This window comes from Phycisphaerales bacterium AB-hyl4 (assembly GCA_041821185.1).
GTDB lineage: Bacteria > Planctomycetota > Phycisphaerae > Phycisphaerales > Phycisphaeraceae > Natronomicrosphaera > Natronomicrosphaera hydrolytica.
This window is the reverse complement of record JBGUBD010000017.1, coordinates 23,291-41,736: the sequence shown is the minus strand read 5'-3', so window position 1 is coordinate 41,736 and position 18,446 is coordinate 23,291. Positions and strand designations below refer to the sequence as shown.

Annotated in this window: 16 protein-coding genes and 1 tRNA gene; 12 read left to right on the top strand and 5 right to left on the bottom strand. The window is 63.5% G+C overall.

Annotated features, from left to right (window positions below; translation table 11 throughout):
• Positions 1 to 208 precede the first annotated feature (208 nt).
• The 6 genes from ACERK3_18285 to ACERK3_18260 all read left to right on the top strand — a co-directional run bounded on the left by ACERK3_18285 (position 209) and on the right by ACERK3_18260 (position 3,497).
• A complete protein-coding gene (locus tag ACERK3_18285) occupies positions 209 to 1,360 on the top strand; it encodes a Sua5/YciO/YrdC/YwlC family protein (GenBank protein ID MFA9480225.1) in 1,152 nt (383 codons plus the stop codon).
• On the top strand, positions 1,357 to 1,860 hold the full coding sequence (gene rpiB / locus ACERK3_18280) for a ribose 5-phosphate isomerase B (protein ID MFA9480224.1): 504 nt from the start codon (positions 1,357 to 1,359) through the stop codon (positions 1,858 to 1,860). The genes ACERK3_18285 and rpiB overlap by 4 nt, the downstream gene beginning before the upstream one ends.
• Positions 1,861 to 1,911: 51 nt before the next feature.
• Positions 1,912 to 2,184, top strand: coding sequence for a hypothetical protein (locus ACERK3_18275; protein MFA9480223.1), 273 nt, complete (start codon positions 1,912 to 1,914; stop codon positions 2,182 to 2,184).
• 27 nt (positions 2,185 to 2,211) lie between these two features.
• On the top strand, positions 2,212 to 2,613 hold the full coding sequence (locus ACERK3_18270) for a hypothetical protein (GenBank protein MFA9480222.1): 402 nt from the start codon (positions 2,212 to 2,214) through the stop codon (positions 2,611 to 2,613).
• 440 nt (positions 2,614 to 3,053) lie between these two features.
• Positions 3,054 to 3,356, top strand: a complete 303-nt coding sequence (locus tag ACERK3_18265; GenBank protein ID MFA9480221.1) for a twin-arginine translocase TatA/TatE family subunit — start codon at positions 3,054 to 3,056, stop codon at positions 3,354 to 3,356.
• 67 nt (positions 3,357 to 3,423) lie between these two features.
• Positions 3,424 to 3,497 (top strand) — tRNA-Val (locus ACERK3_18260).
• A 358-nt stretch (positions 3,498 to 3,855) separates the two neighbouring features.
• Here ACERK3_18260 and ACERK3_18255 read toward each other — a convergent pair.
• From ACERK3_18255 to ACERK3_18245, 3 genes are all read right to left on the bottom strand, one after another.
• Positions 3,856 to 4,143 carry a hypothetical protein gene (locus ACERK3_18255; protein MFA9480220.1) on the bottom strand — a complete coding sequence of 96 codons (288 nt, stop codon included), beginning with the start codon at positions 4,141 to 4,143 and terminating at the stop codon, positions 3,856 to 3,858.
• 267 nt (positions 4,144 to 4,410) lie between these two features.
• Positions 4,411 to 5,946, bottom strand: a complete 1,536-nt coding sequence (locus ACERK3_18250) for an RNA polymerase sigma factor (protein MFA9480219.1) — start codon at positions 5,944 to 5,946, stop codon at positions 4,411 to 4,413.
• 343 nt (positions 5,947 to 6,289) lie between these two features.
• Positions 6,290 to 7,705, bottom strand: coding sequence for a S8 family serine peptidase (locus ACERK3_18245; protein ID MFA9480218.1), 1,416 nt, complete (start codon positions 7,703 to 7,705; stop codon positions 6,290 to 6,292).
• 665 nt (positions 7,706 to 8,370) lie between these two features.
• Between ACERK3_18245 and ACERK3_18240 the strand changes: the two genes are divergently transcribed.
• A complete protein-coding gene (locus tag ACERK3_18240; protein ID MFA9480217.1) occupies positions 8,371 to 12,843 on the top strand; it encodes a CheR family methyltransferase in 4,473 nt (1,490 codons plus the stop codon).
• A 7-nt stretch (positions 12,844 to 12,850) separates the two neighbouring features.
• A complete protein-coding gene (locus tag ACERK3_18235) occupies positions 12,851 to 13,552 on the top strand; it encodes a response regulator (GenBank protein ID MFA9480216.1) in 702 nt (233 codons plus the stop codon).
• Positions 13,553 to 13,572: 20 nt separating this feature from the next.
• Here ACERK3_18235 and ACERK3_18230 read toward each other — a convergent pair whose 3' ends face one another.
• Positions 13,573 to 14,601: an N-acetylmuramoyl-L-alanine amidase gene (locus ACERK3_18230; GenBank protein ID MFA9480215.1), complete on the bottom strand. Its 1,029-nt coding sequence runs from the start codon at positions 14,599 to 14,601 to the stop codon at positions 13,573 to 13,575.
• A gap of 200 nt (positions 14,602 to 14,801) precedes the next feature.
• Here ACERK3_18230 and ACERK3_18225 point away from each other — a divergent pair, with 200 nt between their 5' ends.
• From ACERK3_18225 to ACERK3_18210, 4 genes are all read left to right on the top strand, one after another.
• Complete coding sequence (locus tag ACERK3_18225; protein ID MFA9480214.1) at positions 14,802 to 15,443, top strand: RNA polymerase sigma factor; 642 nt, start codon at positions 14,802 to 14,804, stop codon at positions 15,441 to 15,443.
• Between the two features lie 60 nt (positions 15,444 to 15,503).
• Positions 15,504 to 16,097 (top strand): hypothetical protein, encoded by a 594-nt coding sequence (locus tag ACERK3_18220; protein ID MFA9480213.1) that lies wholly within the window; start codon positions 15,504 to 15,506, stop codon positions 16,095 to 16,097.
• A gap of 165 nt (positions 16,098 to 16,262) precedes the next feature.
• Entirely contained in the window at positions 16,263 to 16,538 is a 276-nt protein-coding gene (locus ACERK3_18215) for a PLD nuclease N-terminal domain-containing protein (GenBank protein ID MFA9480212.1), read from the top strand.
• Positions 16,539 to 16,696: 158 nt separating this feature from the next.
• Positions 16,697 to 17,977, top strand: a complete 1,281-nt coding sequence (locus ACERK3_18210; GenBank protein MFA9480211.1) for a citrate synthase — start codon at positions 16,697 to 16,699, stop codon at positions 17,975 to 17,977.
• A gap of 146 nt (positions 17,978 to 18,123) precedes the next feature.
• Here ACERK3_18210 and ACERK3_18205 read toward each other — a convergent pair whose 3' ends face one another.
• A complete protein-coding gene (locus ACERK3_18205; GenBank protein MFA9480210.1) occupies positions 18,124 to 18,417 on the bottom strand; it encodes a hypothetical protein in 294 nt (97 codons plus the stop codon).
• Between the last annotated feature and the right edge of the window lie 29 nt (positions 18,418 to 18,446).

The window sequence follows — 18,446 nt, the reverse complement described above, 5'->3', positions numbered from 1 at the left end:
TCATAGAGCCCGAATTGATGGGTAATCCGTATAATTGAACCTCCCTTCAACCTGCTTTCTCAGTTTGTCGAAAACCCGCGTTTCACCCGCCGCGGGCTGTCGGTTAAAATAGACAGGCTCGACCGCGCGGCCCGAGGCGACGCCTTGGACGCGGGCGGGTTGTACAAAGCTGCCTGCACTGAAACCGGGTGGAATTCAAGGCGATACAATGGCCAGTCATATGCAGATCACCATGGTCGAGCCGGGCAACCGCGAACAGGCGAGGGCGGTCGCGAAGCAGGCCGCCGAGCTGCTCCGCGACGGCGGACTGGTCGTTTTCCCCACCGAGACGGTCTACGGCGTGGCCGCCGCCGCCACCAGCGACATCGGCATGCAACGCTTACGCCAACTCAAGGCCGACGGCGAGGCCCGGGCCTTTACCGTCCACCTGCCCACCCCCTTCGCCGCGGACCGCTACGTCGACATGGCGGACCCGTTCCTGAAGCGGGCCATTGAAAAGTCGTTCCCCGGCGCGGTGACGCTGATCATTGATGTTACAAACGAGCTGATCGACCGGAAGCTCCGCGACAGTGGGCTGACCTATGCTCGCGACCGGATCTACCACGCACAAAGCGTTTCGCTTCGCTGCCCGGACCACGAACTGACGCAGCAGATGCTCGGCTCGCTGGACGAGCCCATCGTTGCCGCGGCCGCCCACCGCCCGGGCCAACCCGCGCCGCACGACGCTCACGCCGCCGCCGAGGCGTTGGATGGTCAGGTCGATCTGATCATCGATGGCGGGCGAAGTCGCTACGCTCGGCCGTCGACGGTGGTGCACCTCGCGGGCGAGGGTGTAAGTCGTCACATAAAAGTGGAACGTGAAGGCGTCTACGATGAGCGTTACATCCGTAAGATGCTAAGGTGGACGATGCTGCTGGTCTGCTCCGGGAACACCTGCCGCTCGCCGATGGCTGAGGGGCTGGCGAGCAAGCTGCTGGCCGACCAGCGTGGCATTGCGACGGACGAGTTGGAGGCCGCGGGGCTGCGCGTGCTCTCGGCGGGCGTGTCGGCGATGCCCGGCATGCCTGCGGCGGACCACGCGATCGAAGCGCTGCAAAAGCAGGGCATCGACATCGCCAGCCACCGCTCGCGGCCACTGACGCCGGAACTGATCCACGACGCGGATGTGATTTACACCATGACCGACTCCCACCGGCAGGCAGTGCTTCAACTCGCCCCGTGGGCCGAGGATAAGACGTTCACACTCGACCCACGAGGGGATATCGACGACCCGATCGGCACCGGTGCTACGTCCTACCAGCGGACGGCCGAGGTCATCCGACGTCGTCTTGAATCGCGGTTGAAGGAGCAACAGCCATGAGAGTCGCCATCGCAGCTGACCATCGAGGCACGGACGTCGCCCGCCAGATCCAGGGCTGGCTCGAACAGCAGGGCCACGCCTTCATCGCCATCACCGGCGACTGCGGCGTCGGCGAAAACGCCACCTGCGACTACCCCGACAAGGCGTACCCCGTCGCCACCGCCGTCGGCGAAGGCGACGCCGACCGTGGCATCCTCGTCTGCGGCTCGGGCATCGGCATGTCCATCGCCGCGAACAAGGTCAAAGGCGTTCGCGCTGCGCTGGTCTGCGACGAGGTCGGTGCCGAGCTTTCGCGTCGACACAACGACGCGAACGTGCTCTGCCTCGCGGCTGACCTGATGAGCCCCCGGCAGCTTGAGCGCGTGCTGGAGGTCTGGCTTTACACGGAGTTCGAAGGCGGCCGACACGCTCGCCGCGTTCGCAAGATCAGCGCCATCGAAGCCGGCCGCAGCCCCGCGGACGTGACCGATGGCGAAGTCGAATTCGCCGCGGCCGAGTGATCCGCCGCGGACGCCCGTCCGGTTCGATTCACCTCGGGGGCGGGGCCGACCATGAACGACGATGTGCAGCGAGAGTTGCGTCAGATCAAGTGGCTGCTTGTTGGCATCCTCGCGACGCTTATCGTGATCGCGATGGTGGTGGCCATCGGTCCGATCCTGGCGGTGCTGGTTGGCGCGGGCGCATGGATCGGCGATCTCGTCTGGATGCTGACCATCTTCGGGCTTTGCGGTCTGGCGGCGCTGGCCGGCTACTTCATCGTGAAACTCGGCTGGTTCACCTTCCAATGCCTCTGGCTGGAGCTGTCGAGCCTTTGGCGGCGCTGAACTGACGGGCGAAAATGGGGAGCCGACATGCAGCAGATGCTCGGGCTGAGTGTGACTTTGCTTGTTGCGCTGATCGCAGGCTGCTCGTCGCCGTCGGCTGAACCGACGTCGGCCGATCGCTCGACCGCCCTGCCCGACTTCTCACCGCCGAAGCATCTCGGTGACATTCTCGCCATCCTCAACCAGCTTCCGCGAACCGACGCCCCACCAGCGACAGAGGCGATGGCCATCGTGCTTGCCGCCAGCGCGTCGCCGAGGATGCACGATGGCATTCACCTGCTCGTCTGGCACGATGCCGCGCACAGCGAGGTGTGGGTTCAGCAGTCGGGCGGCTATCCTGGCGTCGACATCTGGTTCGGGCCCGGCTCCGCCGACCTGCTGCCGACACGGCGGCATCTCACGCAACCCTTTGTCGCCTCTCGCCAATAGCGAGAGTCAAGCTGTGCCCTGTTTTCTCTCGCCATGCTGCCATGCGCCTGCCGCTGGCGTCACCACAAGTTCAGTTGCATGAGGATCATGAGCACGACGCCGATGAGCAGCATCAGCAGGCAGCCTCCGCCGCCGCAGCCAGCCATCGGGCTGTCCAGTCGATCACGCATGGCAAGACCTCATCAGGTTCATTATCACCCGATCGACAGGCCTTCGGCAAGAGCGAAGAGGCGTGGGACGTGGGGCGCGGGGCTTGAGGCAGAGCCACTTAAGTCGCTCAGCCTTTCGGGACACCCCCCCACGCCTCAAGCCTCACACCCCCCCCGCCCCCACTCACTCACCCCTGACGCGGTTTTTCACAACGCTGCTGGCCCCCGCCGGCAACCTGTGCAATAATATGTGTCTGGCTTGAATTGATTTCGACGAAAGGAACCCAGGCCATGCCTGACACCCTGCTTTATTCTGCGCTCGGCTTCGTCGGTCCGCTCGGTTGGCCGGAGCTGCTGCTGCTCGCCCTGCTCGGTGTGCTGATCTTCGGCAAGCGGCTGCCTGAAGTCGGCAAGAGCATCGGCCGAGGGATCGTCGAGTTCAAGAAAGGCCTCTCCGGCATTGAAGACGGCCTCGACGAAGCGACCAAGCAGTCGCCGCAGATCGAACAGCATCAGCGCGACGCTGTCGACACCAAAGCCGACGCCACCGATAAATCCAGCGCCAATCACAGCGCCCCGCCCAGCACACCGTAAGGCCCGCAACCCCGAGGCGTATCGCTTGACGCGTTGCCCTTCCTCGCTATGCTGATGCGTTCACTGCGGGCGATTAGCTCAGTTGGCTAGAGCGCACGGATCACACCCGTGAGGTCACAGGTTCGAGTCCTGTATCGCCCATTTCCACAAGTCAGGCTGAAAGCGTAAGTAACGCTTACCCGCCAACAGGCGGCGCGGCCGTTTACCATCACCGGAAACGTACCCATGGGTCCGTTCAACCCCCGGAGGTAACACCGTGACCGCGCCCCGCCCGAAATTGCCGAAGCTACGTCACCAGAAGGAAAATGGCCGAGCTGATCGCGCTTTCGTTGTGCTGCACAGCCGCACGATTCGCTGTGGCCGATGGGGCACCGATGAACTTCGGATGCTGTGTGGCACCCGTTTGGAATTCGTCAGTTAGGGCCTAAGGCCTGTACGGGACTCGGAAATAACGGGGTTTCCAAGGCAAACCGAGCCGACGCAACCCTCACCAATGCTGTCATCCGAAAAATCCGTCCGCCAACAGCAGGGCAATCAGGCAGACGACTGCAAGCAGGGGGATCACGTGCCATTCGGGGCGCGTTCGAAGGACCAGAAGGCTGTGGATGCCGCCACAGACCGCCGCCAATGCAAACGACCAGCGGTACAACACCATGGCTTCCCCGAGGCCGGTGAAGACTCTGAGAATAATGCTGTCCGACTTGACCTCAACGATAAGCATCAACCCCCAACTCATGGCAAGGACGACCAGCGCATTCACAATGGGGGCGATCAGCAGGATCAACATCGCGCAACGGGTCCCGAGAATCAGCTTCCGGCACCAGGGCCGAGGCGACGCGACCAATGACGTGTCGTCTGGAGCAAGGGCCGTAGGCGCCGACTGGCTTGCGGGCATCGTGTGTGTGGACATCGAACGTCTCCTGAGTGTTAGAAAAGAACCATCTCTCCGACATTCAGACGAAGCTGACGGGATCATTTTTCACGCTTCGGACAATTTTCTTTCCGCACAGTCGCTCCGGCGGGAAAGCAGCCCGGCATCGGTGACGCGCGCCACTCATCGCGCCTCCGGCCGGCGCGGCTCGGCCAGCCAGGTAAACACGCGCTCCAGAAACGAGCCACGAGAGTTCGGGTGATTCGCCAGGGGCTGGATTTCCGGCGACTGATTCATGAACACCCGCCCGCGGCCGTAGGAGCCCGCCAAGATCTGGTGTTTGGGCATCTTCTGGGTCGTCATGGGAAACCGAAGGCACTCGTCGCACGCACAGGTGTGCGACACCAGTTCGTCCTGAGTGGCCAGAACCTGCACCCCCTCCGCCGGCCGAAGCAGCAGACCGCAGCCCCCCATATTGAACTTATCCCCCGGCTCCAGCCCCGCCAGCGCCGGATGCCGCTGCTGCACCGTGTGCGACATCGGAACCATGTGCCGCCCTTTCCTCGGGCCGAGGTCGATGGTGCAGTAGGTGCCCAACACCGCGTCGCAGAGGCGCAGCGCCCGCAGATAAGGATCCTCCCGCACGATCCGGTGGTAATCGCCGCGGTGGGTGTAGGTCACCCCGACGTTGTAGCAACCCACGCCTTCGCTCACCGCCTCCGCGATCCCCCTGATCACCTGCGGAATGATGCGCCCCTGCCAGCCAAGGTAGATCACGTCGAGCGTGCGCAGCGCCTCGAGGTCGGTCCCATCGATCAGGCCGGCCGTCAGGTCGTACCCTCGAATGACCCGCTCGATCTGAGGCTGATCGGATGTATCCGGCTCGACCACCCCCACCAGTTCAAAGCGGGGATCCTCCAGAAAAGGCAGCCAAACGACCTGCTGCTCAATGGGCATCACTTTCCCGAGATTATTCGGTCGCGTAGCAGAGGAGTAACTGACGATCACCCCGACCCGGATCGGTCGCGGCCAACCATCCGGCCCCGCCTGTGGGGCGCCGCTGATCATCCCCGCCCCTGGCAGCGGGCGATGCGTGTAGTGACTCAGCCCATGGTCGGCGATGTAGTTCCGCCACCCGCTTCCGACGAGCACGTCGGCGAGCATGGCCTTGGAATGGATGCCGTCCACGCCCAACGATTCGTAGGCATGCCGCAACTCCGCCAGCGCAGCCTGCACGTGACGGCTGGCGGTGGCGATCGAAACCCGACGAGCCTTCGCCACGGCCCGCAGCGGCGCCCCGTGGAGGAATCGCTGCCGGACCAGCTCCCGCACCTCCGGCGACAGTTCGGACAGCGCGTCATCCAGCCGACGGCGGACGGCCTCGGCGATCAATGCCTCGTCGCTGCACCGCCTGGGCTCAACCGCATAATGCGTCACCCGCCGCCGCTGGGCAGCCTGGCGTCGAATCATGTCGACGCACACGGCCCGCGTCGTCGTGGAGATCCAGCCCGGCAGGTTGCCGTAGATCGCCTCCGCATGCACGTTCAGTCGAATCAACACTTCCTGCCGGGCGTCCTCGATCAGATGCGGATCGCGCAGATGATGCCGGGCGATCGATTCGATCAGCGGCGTGAGCACCTGTGTCAGCCGCCCGAACGACGACGCGTCGCCGTTCTGCTGATACCGCGCGAACTCTTCTGCTACTTCACCATCCATCATTCGGCATCACCCCTACCGCCTTGCACGGGTCGCGTCGAGAGCCCCGCGACCCACGATGCGAATCCATATCTCTATAGAGTCTCTTAGAATGTGTGTAAAAAGCTGAATGCGTACCACTGGTGGCTTGCCACCAGTGGCACCGTTCCCACGTTCTAAAAGACGCAGCCGAACATCATCGTTTGCACGACATTTTCATTTTGTTGAATTGAGCCGGTTCCCCCATCTCGGGTCGACCAGGACGCCCACGGCTTCAAGTCGTGGGCGTCGGCCTCACACACAGAGCCCGAGTTTGATGGGTCATCCGTAGCATCATTTAAGCGGCCCTTGGCAAGGCGATTGAACCTCAATCGCCCGGATAGGGCACTCGTTCGCCCGCACGCCAGGCGATTGCCACAGGCCAGGGGGCAGCCGGGCCGCCTTCCCGTCTTGAAACGACCAGGTGATAGTCGCCCGCCGGCGCGTCGGTGAGGTGGACGTGCTGCACGTTGTCGATTTCGGACAGACTGTCCGCCAGCAGGCGCGAGCCCTCATCGCCCGCGTGCACCACCCGCAGGTCGAACCGGGCGAGCGCCGGCGTGTCGACCCAGGCGGGCTGGCCCGTGGTGGGGTGGGGGACGGTTCGGCCGTCGATGCGGCGGTGCCAGGTGAGCATGATCGAGAGCTCTTCCACCGGCTCGTCGAGGTCCAGACGATAGATCGCCCTGCCGCCGGGCTGGATCATCCGCAAGTCCCAGCCTGATCCGGAGCGGACCTCGTTGGGCTTGGCTCGGCCGGCTTCGAGGATGCGAAGCGCGTTGTCCAGATGGACCACGCCCGCGCCCAGCCGATCGTCGAGCACCTGCCCGTCGCGCTGCCGCCAGTTCCACGGCTTGGTCGCCCCGGCCATCAGCAGCGCCTTGATCGTCTCCGGCCGACGGGCGGACTCGGCGTGCTCCGGCAGCTTGCCCGCCGCTTCGAGCATGCGGGCGACCGCGGCGGTAACCACGGGGGTCGAGTAGCTCGTGCGAGTCCCCGGGGCGACGATGTCGGGCTTGGCTCGGCCTTCGACTTCAATGTTCGTCCCGCCGCTGCTCGAAGCACCGTCAGCCAGGCCCACAGCGATGACGTTGTAGGCACTGGCCAGCAGGCCCGGCACACGGCTGTTGCGGTTGTTGTTGACGCCGACGCTCATCACAACGCCGTGGCGGTCGATGGCGTAGTCGATGCGTCGGAGGATGTGGGCGGTCTGCGCGGGGTTCATGCCCGAGTCGTTGCCGATCCACGAGTGATTGAACACGCGCGGGCGGTCGTCGGCGGGCGGTTGGCTTTGGCCGGCGCGGAGGTAGCCGCCGCCAAGCCAGTGCGGGCTGGAGAAGTGGTGCACTTCGCGGATGCCGTGGGCGAGGCCTTGCGGGCCGTAGATGATGCGGGCGGTGGCGTCGGTATGGCTGAGGGGTTCGGACTCGCCGGAGCGTGGGCGGAGGTCGATGCGGCGGTAGCGGTGGTGGTCAACGCGAGGCAGGTACTGGCCGGGGTCGCCCTCAACGTGGCCGAGGACGATGCCCGCGCCGGTCGGGGCATCATCGCCGAGGCGGCGCTCGGCCTGGGTGAAGCCAGCCAGTTCCGCGCGATCGGGCGGGGCCGACTCGACGGCCTCCGCCTGCTCAGCAAGGCTGGCGCGGGGCAGCGGCGACCAGAGCGCCCACACCACCGCCGCTGCGCTCAGCAGCAGTGTCAGCGTCCAGCCGTTGCAACACCATCGCCAGATCGGGTAACTCATATCCTGCTTCATGATCGGCGATCTGCCCCCGCAACGTCAATGTCATCGATCACTTGCTCCGGGTGATCGCGTCTGGCCGCAAGGCAGGGCGCACTGCGTGGCCGCAGGGGCTAAACATGAAGCTTGAGGCGGGGCATTTGGGCTGAACCTGCCTTGGGCATCACACAGATGCACTGCCCTACCTTTTCCTTAGCCTGCTCCACGCAAAACCCCATAGGCTAACGCGGATACTTACCTACCCTTAAGCTGGAAAAACGCCCCAAAGCACATAACACAAATGATTTACCCCATCCGTACCACGGTTAAACAGCCATTAAAACTTGAATTTTTTTGTGAAATGGAGAAGCCAAGGCAATCTGGAGAAACTATGATGTCGCTCGCCACTGGCAGATGTCGCTCGCCACTGGCACTTGCGGTCGCTAGTAGATCTTTGCTGTGCTGGATCGCGACACCGCCCCCGACGTTGGAAAAAGCGTCGGATTGCCAGATGACCCGGATACTCCATGTTGAGATGTAGAGGGGCTTCATTTTCGACATCAAAATGGACGCCGGGTGGACTCATATTGTGCCACCTGATTTTGGCATGTTTGGTCCGCAGCCTTGCCACCTCGCTGTTTCGACGCTGAGCCCGGCCTCGGCGTGGTTTTTTGCACGGAACACTGATCATGACTGAGCGTGAACCTTCTCCACCAACGCGAGACGATGCGTCACCGATCGATTCATCGATCGATGCGTCACGCGCTGCGGAGGGCACGACCGATGTCGACCAGTTGTTCAATTGTGTGCTGGAGCAGGTTTGCAACGTCACGGGCTGCGACTTTCGGCCTTATAAGAAGAGCATGATTCGCCGACGGATCGAAAGGCGGATGGCCCTGGCTTGCACGTCGGACCTTGCCGGCTACGTCCACCTGCTTGAGCAGCGGCCGGATGAGGCGCAGCGTTTGCTTCAGGATCTGCTGATCAGCGTCACGGCGTTTTTCCGCGAGCCGGAGACGTTCCGCATTCTCGAAGAACAGGCGATTCCCGACATCGTCAAACAGCGTTCCGCCAACGCCCCGCCGATCCGCGTCTGGGTGCCCGGCTGCGCCACCGGGGAAGAGGCCTACACGCTCGCGATGCTGTTTCACGAAGCGTTAGGCGACAAGGCGGCGTCGCAGTTGCAGGTGTTCGCCACCGACATCGACCGCCGGGCGCTGGAATTCGCCCGCGCCGGCCGATACCCCAACGAGATTTCGACCGACATTGACGAACATCGGCTACAGCGATTCTTCCACAAGCAGCCGGACCGCACGTACCGGGTGCGTAAGTCGCTTCGCGAATCGATCGTCTTCGCGCCGCAAAACCTGCTGACCGATCCGCCGTTCCTTCGGCTGAACCTGATCTGCTGCCGAAACCTGATGATCTACCTGGAGCCGGACATCCAGGCTCGGCTGCTGTCGCTGTTTCACATGGCGATCGCGGACGAGGGCTACCTCGTGTTGGGCCATTCGGAAAGCGTCGGCCGTAAGCGCGAGCTGTTCGCCCCGGTCGCCGACGAACGCCGGGTGTACCACAAGCTGCCCGCCGCCCGCCGACAGCCCGCCGCCTTTCCGGTACTGACCGGTGCGGAGCGTACGCACACGCGGCCGACGCCCCCACGCCGTGTCGAGAGTCACAGCAACCTGGGCGAAACCATTCGGCGGATCGTGATGCAGGAGTACGCTCCGGCATGCGTCGCGATCAACGGGCAGTACGAGATCCTGCATCTGCATGGCCCGACGCGCCGCTACCTGCACCTGCCCGAAGGCGAGCCAAGCCTCAACCTCCTGAGCATGCTCGACGAGCCGGCGCAACACCGGCTCCGAGCTGGCGTGCACGAAACGCTTCAGACCCGTCGGCCCGTGGCCGTCACCGCCGCGACCAGCGCCGGCTCAAGCCTGGTGCGCATGACGGTTCGCCCGGTGAATCAGGACACCACCGCCGACGCGCCTGTGCTGATGGTGGTTTTCGAAGACGCCTTCTCCACTGGCAGCCACTCCCCCTCGGCCGACGGCGACGGCGATGGCGATGGCTCTGACCTCGACCGCAAGCACACGATTGCCCAACTCGAACACGAGCTGAGCATCGTCCGCGAGGACCTCCAGGCCACCATCGACCAGTTCGAATGCTCCAACGACCAGTTGCGCAGCTCCAACGAACAGGTCATGTCGATGAACGAGGAGTTGCAGTCGGCCAACGAGGAACTGGAAACCTCGCAGGAAGAATTGCAGTCGCTCAACGAGGAGCTGCGTTCGCTCAACACGCAGTTGCAGGAAAAGGTCGACCAGCTGGAGCAGGCGAACAATGACATCTCCAATTTTCTCGCGAGCACGGACATCGCCACCGTGTTTCTTGACACGGACCTGTGCATCAAGCGGTTCACCCCGTCGGCAGCGCGGCTGCTGGGGCTGGAGACGAGCGATCGCGGTCGGCCGATCAACCGCGCGATGATGCGGCTGACCGACGAGAGTCTGCTGGGCGAGGCCGCGGCGGTGCTGGATCGGCTGTCGCCGGTGGAGAAAGAAATCCGCACCGCGACGGGCACGTGGTACACGATGCGCGTGCTGCCGTACCGCACGGCTCAGAACCGGATCGAAGGCGTCGTGCTCACGTTCACCGATGTGACCCGCCTGCGCGACCTGGTCGATCAAAGCCAGTGCCGCGTCGCGCAGCAGGCCGTGGTCGCCGAGCTGGGCCAGCGTGCGCTGGAGGGGACGGACCTTCAGCTGCTGATGGACGAAGCGACGAAGGCGGTGGCGCGGACGCTGTGCGTGGAGTACGCCAAGGTGCTGGAGCTGTTGCCCGGGCGGATGGAGTTGTTGCTGCGGTCGGGCGTGGGGTGGGAGCCGGGGATGGTGGGGCATGCGCGCGTGGATGCGGGGCTGGACTCGCAGGCGGGCTATACGCTGGCGGTGGGCACGCCGGTGGTGGTTGACGACCTGGGCAATGAACAGCGTTTTTCGGGGCCGCCGCTGCTTCGCCACGCCAGCGTGATCAGCGGCTTGAGCGTGGTGATTCAGGGCAGCCACCGTCCGTTCGGGGTGCTGGGGGTGCACAGCGTTCGGCCGCGTCGCTTCACGCAGGAAGATGTGAATTTTATTCAGTCGGTTGCACACATCCTTTCGCAAGCCGTGGCCCGTAAGACCTTTGAAGATGAACTGAAAAATTTGAATCGGCAATTGGAGAAAAACGTCGAACAGCGCACCGCCTGGCTGCGTCTGATGCAGACGACGACGGCGGCGGCCAACGAATCTTCCGGCCTGGCGTCGGCGGTGCGTCAGGTGCTCGAACAGGTCTGTCGCACGGGGGGTTGGATGGTGGGGCTGGCGTTCCTCCCTGACGAGGCGGAGGGGGACAATCTGCTGCTGCTGGACTGCGCCACAGCGGAGCAGATCGAAGATGATTCGGCGCTGACGGAGGCGGTCCGTCGCAGTTCTATTCGCCGGGGGGTCGGTCTCGTCGGCCGTGTCTATCAGACTGGCCGACCCGCTTGGAGCATGCATGAATCGGAAGAGCCGCTGATTCGCACCCTGCGTGCGCAGGAGCAGGCGGTGCGGACGGCAATGGCGTTGCCGGTCTGGGCGGGGGACCAGGTGGTGGCGGTGCTGGAGTTTTTCTCAGAGCGCAATATCCAGCCTGATGATCGGTTGATTGAAGTGATGACACAGATCGGCACACAACTTGGCCGAGTGGTCGAACGCGAACGCGCTGCGAAGCACTTGCGCGACAGCGAGCACTTTATCAATTCGGTCGCGGACACGGCCCCGTTGCTGTTTGTCGTCGTCGATCTGATCAAGAGCCAACTCATCTACGCCAACTCGCAGGTCCGCACGATGCTCGGCTATACCGAGGCTCAGCTTCAGGCGATGGACCGCGGTCAATTGGTGCAGCTTTTCCATGAAGACGATCGGGCCGCGTTCCGCCGACTGCTCGAACAGCTCGCCGACGCGCCCGCCGGCACGGTAATCGACGCCGAGTACCGACTCCGCCACAGCGACGGGGACTGGCGTTGGTTCGAAGCCCGGGTCACCGGCTTCACCCGCACAGAAGAGGGCGGGGTCGCCCAGGTGCTCGGCACGCTGGAAGACATCACCGAACGTCGGCGGGCCGAGGAAGCGCTGGGCGAAAGCGTGCAGCGGTTCCGGGCAGTGTTCGAGAGCACGCAACTGGGCATCGCGCTGATCAACCCCGACGGCAAGCTGGCCGAGGCCAATCTGGCCATGCAGCAGATGCTCGGCTACAACGAAGCCCAGCTTCGCCAGTTGACCATCCATGAATTGACGCACGAAGACGAGCGTGGCACCGCCGAGGATCGCTGCATCAAGCTGCTCACCGGCGAGGCCGAGTACTACGACATGCAAAAGCGCCTGGTGCACAAAGACGGCCGGGCGATCTGGGTGCAATGCAACGCCTCGCTCATCCGGGACCGGACGGGGGCCCCGCTATACGCCATCGCCATCACGCAGGACATCACCGACCAGAAGGATCTGGACGCTGCTTTGACGGAGTTGTCGCTGCGGGAACAGCAGCGGATCGGGCAGGAATTGCACGATAACCTCGGACAGGAGTTGACCGGACTGAGCTTTATGGCGCAAAATCTTCGTAATCAGTTGCGCGAAGAGGGCCGCGGTGAGGCCGAGCGTGTGCACGAGCTGGCGGAGGGGCTTCGCCGAGCGTTGGAGAACGTTCGCGCGGTCGCTCGGGGGCTGTATCCGGTGGATCTTGACTCGAGCGACTTAGTAGAAGCCCTGACTGAACTCGTTCGCACGACCGAAGCACAATATGGTATAGCATGTCGGTTGGATGCCCGGACAGAGGCCCCGAAACTGGAACGGCATGCTACGAATCACTTGTTTCGCGTTGTTCAGGAGGCGATGCGTAACGCGGTGAAACACGCCCAGCCGAGTCGGATCGAAGTTTGTCTGGCGCGGGATGAACAGGCGCGTTTTGAGATTCTTGTGGCTGACGATGGCTGCGGGATGCCGGACGACGCTATAAAGATGGAGGGAATCGGACTTCGAATCATGCATCATCGCGCGTCGGTGATCGGCGCCGACCTTTCCGTGGAGCCGCGCGACCAGGGCGGCACTTGTGTTCGATGTACCTTTCGAGAAAAGTGAATTCGCCATGACCACCGACACACCCAGCACCACAGGCTCCAGTTTTTTGAATCGTGATGCGGGCAATGCCACTATTTTGATTGTGGACGACCATCCGATCGTTCGGCATGGTCTGGCGCAACTGATCGATGACACGACAGGGCTGGAGGTCTGCGAAAAGGCTTCCAACGCGGCGGATGCGCTCGATGCGATTCGCAAGCACCAGCCCGATGTGGCGGTGATCGACATCAGCCTCGGCGGCGGCAACGGCCTGGAGCTGATCAAGCAGGTCAAGGCCGAGGGCAGTCAGACGAAAATGCTCGTCTCCTCGATGCACGATGAGCTGCTTTACGCCGAGCGCGCCCTTCGCGCCGGTGCGATGGGCTACATCAACAAATCCGAAGGCACGGATCGTATCATCGAAGCGATCCGTCAGATCCTCACCGGGCGAATCTATCTTTCGGGCCCGATCACCGAACGCGTGCTCCAGCGGATGATGCGAAACGACGGCCGGGCCGGCGACTCGCCCATCGACACCCTCTCCGACCGCGAACTCGAAGTTTTCGAAATGATCGGCCAGGGCAAGACCACGAAGCAGATCGCCAAGAGTCTGCACCTCAGCCCCAAGACCATCGAAACCCATCGCGAACACATCAAGACCAAGCTCAACCTCGAAAACAACAACGAACTCGTCCGCCACGCGGTGCAGTGGGTGTTGGAGAACGGCTGAATCCAGCGTCAGCAGTGGCGTCAGCGGTCGCGGTGGTGCTTGCGTGCTTCGTTGAGCACGTGGTCCCATTGAAACGCCGGGCCAGGGTCGACCTTGCCGGATGTGACGTGGTGATGGCCGAGCAGTCCGCGAAACGTCGCGAGTTCGTCGGCGGTCAGGGGGCGGTCGAAAATCATCTCGCCTGCGTCATCGCGCGGCACGTCGTCTGCCATGTTGGGGAAGATTTCCCATAGGGCTGCGGTGAGTTTGATGAGTGCTTCGTATTGTTCGGGGGTCAGGTCATATTGTTTGAGGTCGCGGCCGTTGATCGAGCCGTAGATGGGCTCGCTGCGAGCCGGTCGGCCGACGAAGTCGGGCGTGCGGATGCCGCCGTCGCCGTGGGCTTCGGGGATGGTGATATAAGGTTGGCCGGTTTCGTCGGTGCCGTACCAGCGTTGGAGCGGCTCGTCTCGGCCGGGGGTGTAGGCGCCGATATTGGCGATCTCGATGCCGACGGAGCGGTCGTTGGCGACGCTGGCGTGCCAGGCGCGTTCTTTGAGGTCGAGCGTCTGGTAGATCGTGCCATCGAGGTCGAGCAGGAAGTGGGCGCTCAGGCCGCGATGGTCGTGCAGGATGTTGAAGCAGTGTCGGCTGGTGCCCGAGGCGTCGTAGTGAATGACGAATTGGTCGACGACGTCTTGCAGGAGGGGTAGATCCCAGCCGCCGCCGCGGATCTGTTCGAGCGTCTCGGCGGGCCAGTTGTCGCGGCGGCGGAGGCCGTAACGGTTGGGCCAGTTCAGCTTTTCCGCGGACGCTTCCCACGAGGCCTGGTCGTAGGGGACGAACCGTCGCTCGACGCGGTAGGCGTCGTAGCCGCCGGGGTCCATCCAGAGCACTACGGGCGTGCCGGTGTGAAACAACTGGCCGGCGACGACGATTTCATCGCCCGCCCGCTGGTAGGCCTGCGTGCCCGGCGTGGGCATGGCCGAGCGGGGTTCGGCGGTCGGGTGCGTCGCGCATCCGCTGCTGAAGGCAAGCGTCATGGCCATCAGGCCGATCACTATTCGCATCGCAACACTCCATCCATGGCAAGTCGGTTCACCCGCCGCGAAGGCGGGCCTTATGGTAGCGATTCGCCCGGCGCTGACAGCCGCCGTGTTTCGCCCGGCCGTTGCCTGTAAGATCTAACATATTGACACACGGCGACTTCGCATTTGTGCCGGCTCGCCGCAATAAGCCTCACACCCCCGCGTTATAGAATCAGGACACCATGAACCACGGTGCGCCGGACCAGAATCTGCCAGACACGCTCCGGCGCGCCGCCGCGGGCGATGCAGACGCCTGGCGCAGCCTGGTGGGTGCCTACAGCGGGCGGATGTACGGCCTGCTGTTGCGACAATGCGGCGACCGTGATCTGGCTGAGGAACTCACTCAGGCCACGTTTGTGAAGCTGGTGGTGAAGCTCGGCGACACGACCAGCTACGAGGAGCGCGGGAGGTTCGAGGCATGGCTGTTTCGGATGGCGATCAACGAGCTGCGCGACGAGATGCGCCGCCGCAAGCGTCACGCCCGGCCGATGGACATGGGCCCGGGCAGTGGCTCCGATGGCGAGCCGAGCGGCTGGGCAGGCGTCGAGCCGACCGTGCGATCGATGGGCAGCCCCACGGCCTCACCGCGCGACGATCGGCCCGACGAGCAGGCCAGCCGAGCGGAGACGGTCGCCCAACTGACCGAGGCGGTCGACCAGCTCAACGACGCCGACCGGGAAGTGCTGCACCTTCGGCACACGGCCGGGCTGAGCTTCGCGGAGATCGCCGAGTCGCTCGGCCAGCCGCTGGGCACGGTGCTCGCGCGGGCACATCGGGCACTGGGCAAGCTGCGGAAGATTATGGAACATGAAGAGCAGGCATAACGCTCGGCTGACATCATGCCGACTGCATTGCGGATGTGTACTGCAGATGAAAGACACGCCATGAACGACATCAACAACTCACCTCGCACGCGTGACGATGCGATCGACCCGGCTTTGGAGTCGTTGCTGGACGAGGCGCTCGGTGCGCCCGAGCCGCCGACGGGCATGGCGGACCGGATCGTCGCGGCGACCGAGGCTCGGCTGCCCGGCCGTGACGCGCACACCGTTGCGCCGCATCGTGCCAGGCGCGAAGGCGTGCTGGCGCGTATCGGCCTGACGTCGGCGTGGCGGGCGGCGGCGGCGGTGGCGGTGGTCGGACTGCTGGGGGCCGGGCTGCTGGCGGTGCTGTCGGCGGATCAGAACAACGACGTGCCCGGGCCGGGCATCGTCGGCCACATGCACGAACCGACCACGCAGCGCGTCGCACTCAGCCGAGCGGAGCAGCGCGAGTTGCTCGCCGCGTTCGCAGCGGCGGAGGGTGTGGATTTCGAGTCGTATTGGACGCAACGGCTGCTGGCGTACAACGGGGAGTTCGTCAGCTCGGCCGAGGATGACGATCGCGTGTGGTCCGGTTCGGACGACCCGGTTGACATGTTGCTGGACACGTATGAAGTCGAATGGCTCGGGGCCGACGGGCCGCGGATGTTTTTCTAGCACGAGAACGCGGCTTCGACCCCGGCCTCCTATTTAGCCGCGGGCCTTGGTCCGCGCGTTTGGTCCCGCAGAGCCGAAGATCGCGGTGCAAGCACCGCGGCTAAATGTTGCAAGGTTGAAACGGCTTGCATATGTGGGGGCGAAACACTCTTGGAAGCAACGTGGATGCACCAACCATCGCCTGATGTGACCGTCGCGTTGCCCTTGTTTCTCATGCTGTTGATGTGCTGTGTCCTGCCGGTGGTGGCAGGGCTTTTTGCGTTCTGGTTGTGGGCGTTGATCGACTGCGTCCGCCGGGACTTCAACGGCAACGACAAGGTCATCTGGGTGCTGGTCATCGTGCTGCTGAGTTGGCTTGGCGCGTTGATCTACCTGATCGTCGGCCGACCGCAGGGCACGATGCCGGACCGCACGCCGCCGCCGGGCGCGCGAAGCGATTAACGCCAGATTCGCTCCAGCACGAGGTTCGGCTCGCCTCCCTCGCTGCTGTCAACTGGCATAACCGATGACGCGTCCCTACAATCAAGGTCTCGATATTCAGGCAGTTGGCCGGCCGCCTGGAGGTGATGGGAGAGTCTTTACCTATGGAACAGTCCGTGATGAATCAGACCTCTAAGGTGCAGTTGGGTGACAAAAACGTCGAGTTACCCATCGTCGTGGGATCGGAAAACGAGCACGCACTGGACATTTCCAGCCTGCGAGCCGACACGGGCTACATCACCCTCGACAACGGCTACGGCAACACAGGCTCGTGCAAGTCGGCGGTCACGTATATCGACGGCGAAAAAGGCATCCTCCGGTACCGCGGCATCCCCATCGAGCAACTGGCCGAGCAATCCACCTTTATCGAAACCGCCCTTCTGCTGATCTACGGCGAACTGCCCACCCAGCAACGCCTCGACAGCTTCCGAGCCCAGCTCACCGAACACCAACTGCTCCACGAAGGCCTCCGCCACGTCTTCCACGGCCTGCCCGCCAACGGCCACCCGATGGCCATCCTCTCTTCCATGATCAACGCGGTGAGTTGCTATCACCCCGACGCGATGGATATGGAAGACGAAAAAACGTTCGAGTCTGCCGCCGCCCGCCTGCTGGCAAAGGTACGCACCATCGCCGCGGCCAGTTTTCGCACGTCCACCGGCAAGCCGATCATCTACCCCAGCCCGCGCTTGAGCTACACCGAGAACTTCCTGCACATGATGTTCTCGCTGCCTTACGCCGACTATGAAATGGATCAGGACGTCGTCAAGGCTTTGCAGCTTTTCCTGATCCTGCACGCCGACCACGAGCAGAACTGCTCGACCAGCACGGTCCGCATGGTCGCCTCCAGCGGCGCGAACCTCTTCGCCAGCTGCTCCGCCGGCGTCTGTGCCCTCTGGGGCTGGAAGCACGGCGGCGCGAACGTGGCGGTCATCAAAATGCTCCAGCAGATCCACGACGAAGGCATCGACCCCGACGTCTTCCTCGACCAGGTCCGCAAGCGCGAAACCAAGCTCATGGGCTTCGGCCACCGCGTATACAAGAGCTACGACCCTCGCGCGAAGATCCTCAAAGAAGCCACCGACAAGGTGCTCAAGAAGCTCCACATCAACGACCCGCTGCTGAACATTGCCCGCAAGCTGGAGGAGGTCGCCCTCGCGGACGACTTCTTCAAGGAACGCGGCCTCTATCCGAACGTGGACTTCTACAGCGGCATCCTGCTGCGAGCGCTTGGCATTCCGCTGAACATGTTTACGGTGATGTTCGCCATCGGCCGTATGCCCGGCTGGATCGCCCACTTCAAGGAAGTGTGGGACGAAGACACGCGTATCTATCGCCCTCGTCAGGTTTACACCGGGCCGACGAAGCGCGATTACGTGCCCGCCGACAAACGTGGCTGACCCGCGGCGGTCCCACTTATCACAAAAGAAGATACGCCCCGGCATGCTTGCATGGTGGGGCGTTTTACTGCGCTGGAAGCCCACGGATTGAATCCGTGGGTGTCAGCCTCATGTACAGAGTCCGAGTTTGAGGGCTGATCCATACATCATTCAAACCCCTGGAGCTTCGCCTTGCTCTGAAGCTCGGCGATCAACTCCGGATGCTGCTCCAGCAGGGCAGCCACCATTTCGATCAATCGCGGGTCCTGCATGTGCTCAAGAAAGTCACGGCAACCAATCGCATCGAACGCCCCGCTCGCCTGGGCGCTGCGCATGACGATATAGGTTTGCGCATAGTTCAACGGTTGCCCCAGACGGATCGACAATGCATCCGCGACGGCCTTCAGCGTCGGGATCGCCTCGGTGGGGATAGCCAGTTCGCTCGGCTTGGAATCGCTCATCGCCTCATCCTCGTCCCGCACAAACAGTT

What these genes read in the sequence shown, in the direction of transcription:
- ACERK3_18205 (MFA9480210.1), bottom strand. Translation starts at nt 18,417, where the DNA reads ATGAGCGATTCCAAGCCGAGCGAACTGGCTATCCCCACCGAGGCGATC.
- ACERK3_18215 (MFA9480212.1), top strand. Translation starts at nt 16,263, where the DNA reads ATGCACCAACCATCGCCTGATGTGACCGTCGCGTTGCCCTTGTTTCTC.
- ACERK3_18255 (MFA9480220.1), bottom strand. Translation starts at nt 4,143, where the DNA reads ATGTTGATCCTGCTGATCGCCCCCATTGTGAATGCGCTGGTCGTCCTT.
- ACERK3_18225 (MFA9480214.1), top strand. Translation starts at nt 14,802, where the DNA reads ATGAACCACGGTGCGCCGGACCAGAATCTGCCAGACACGCTCCGGCGC.
- ACERK3_18250 (MFA9480219.1), bottom strand. Translation starts at nt 5,946, where the DNA reads ATGATGGATGGTGAAGTAGCAGAAGAGTTCGCGCGGTATCAGCAGAAC.
- ACERK3_18220 (MFA9480213.1), top strand. Translation starts at nt 15,504, where the DNA reads ATGAACGACATCAACAACTCACCTCGCACGCGTGACGATGCGATCGAC.
- ACERK3_18240 (MFA9480217.1), top strand. Translation starts at nt 8,371, where the DNA reads ATGACTGAGCGTGAACCTTCTCCACCAACGCGAGACGATGCGTCACCG.
- ACERK3_18235 (MFA9480216.1), top strand. Translation starts at nt 12,851, where the DNA reads ATGACCACCGACACACCCAGCACCACAGGCTCCAGTTTTTTGAATCGT.
- ACERK3_18275 (MFA9480223.1), top strand. Translation starts at nt 1,912, where the DNA reads ATGAACGACGATGTGCAGCGAGAGTTGCGTCAGATCAAGTGGCTGCTT.
- ACERK3_18270 (MFA9480222.1), top strand. Translation starts at nt 2,212, where the DNA reads ATGCAGCAGATGCTCGGGCTGAGTGTGACTTTGCTTGTTGCGCTGATC.
- ACERK3_18265 (MFA9480221.1), top strand. Translation starts at nt 3,054, where the DNA reads ATGCCTGACACCCTGCTTTATTCTGCGCTCGGCTTCGTCGGTCCGCTC.
- ACERK3_18210 (MFA9480211.1), top strand. Translation starts at nt 16,697, where the DNA reads ATGAATCAGACCTCTAAGGTGCAGTTGGGTGACAAAAACGTCGAGTTA.
- ACERK3_18285 (MFA9480225.1), top strand. Translation starts at nt 209, where the DNA reads ATGGCCAGTCATATGCAGATCACCATGGTCGAGCCGGGCAACCGCGAA.
- ACERK3_18230 (MFA9480215.1), bottom strand. Translation starts at nt 14,601, where the DNA reads ATGCGAATAGTGATCGGCCTGATGGCCATGACGCTTGCCTTCAGCAGC.
- ACERK3_18245 (MFA9480218.1), bottom strand. Translation starts at nt 7,705, where the DNA reads ATGAGTTACCCGATCTGGCGATGGTGTTGCAACGGCTGGACGCTGACA.
- rpiB (MFA9480224.1), top strand. Translation starts at nt 1,357, where the DNA reads ATGAGAGTCGCCATCGCAGCTGACCATCGAGGCACGGACGTCGCCCGC.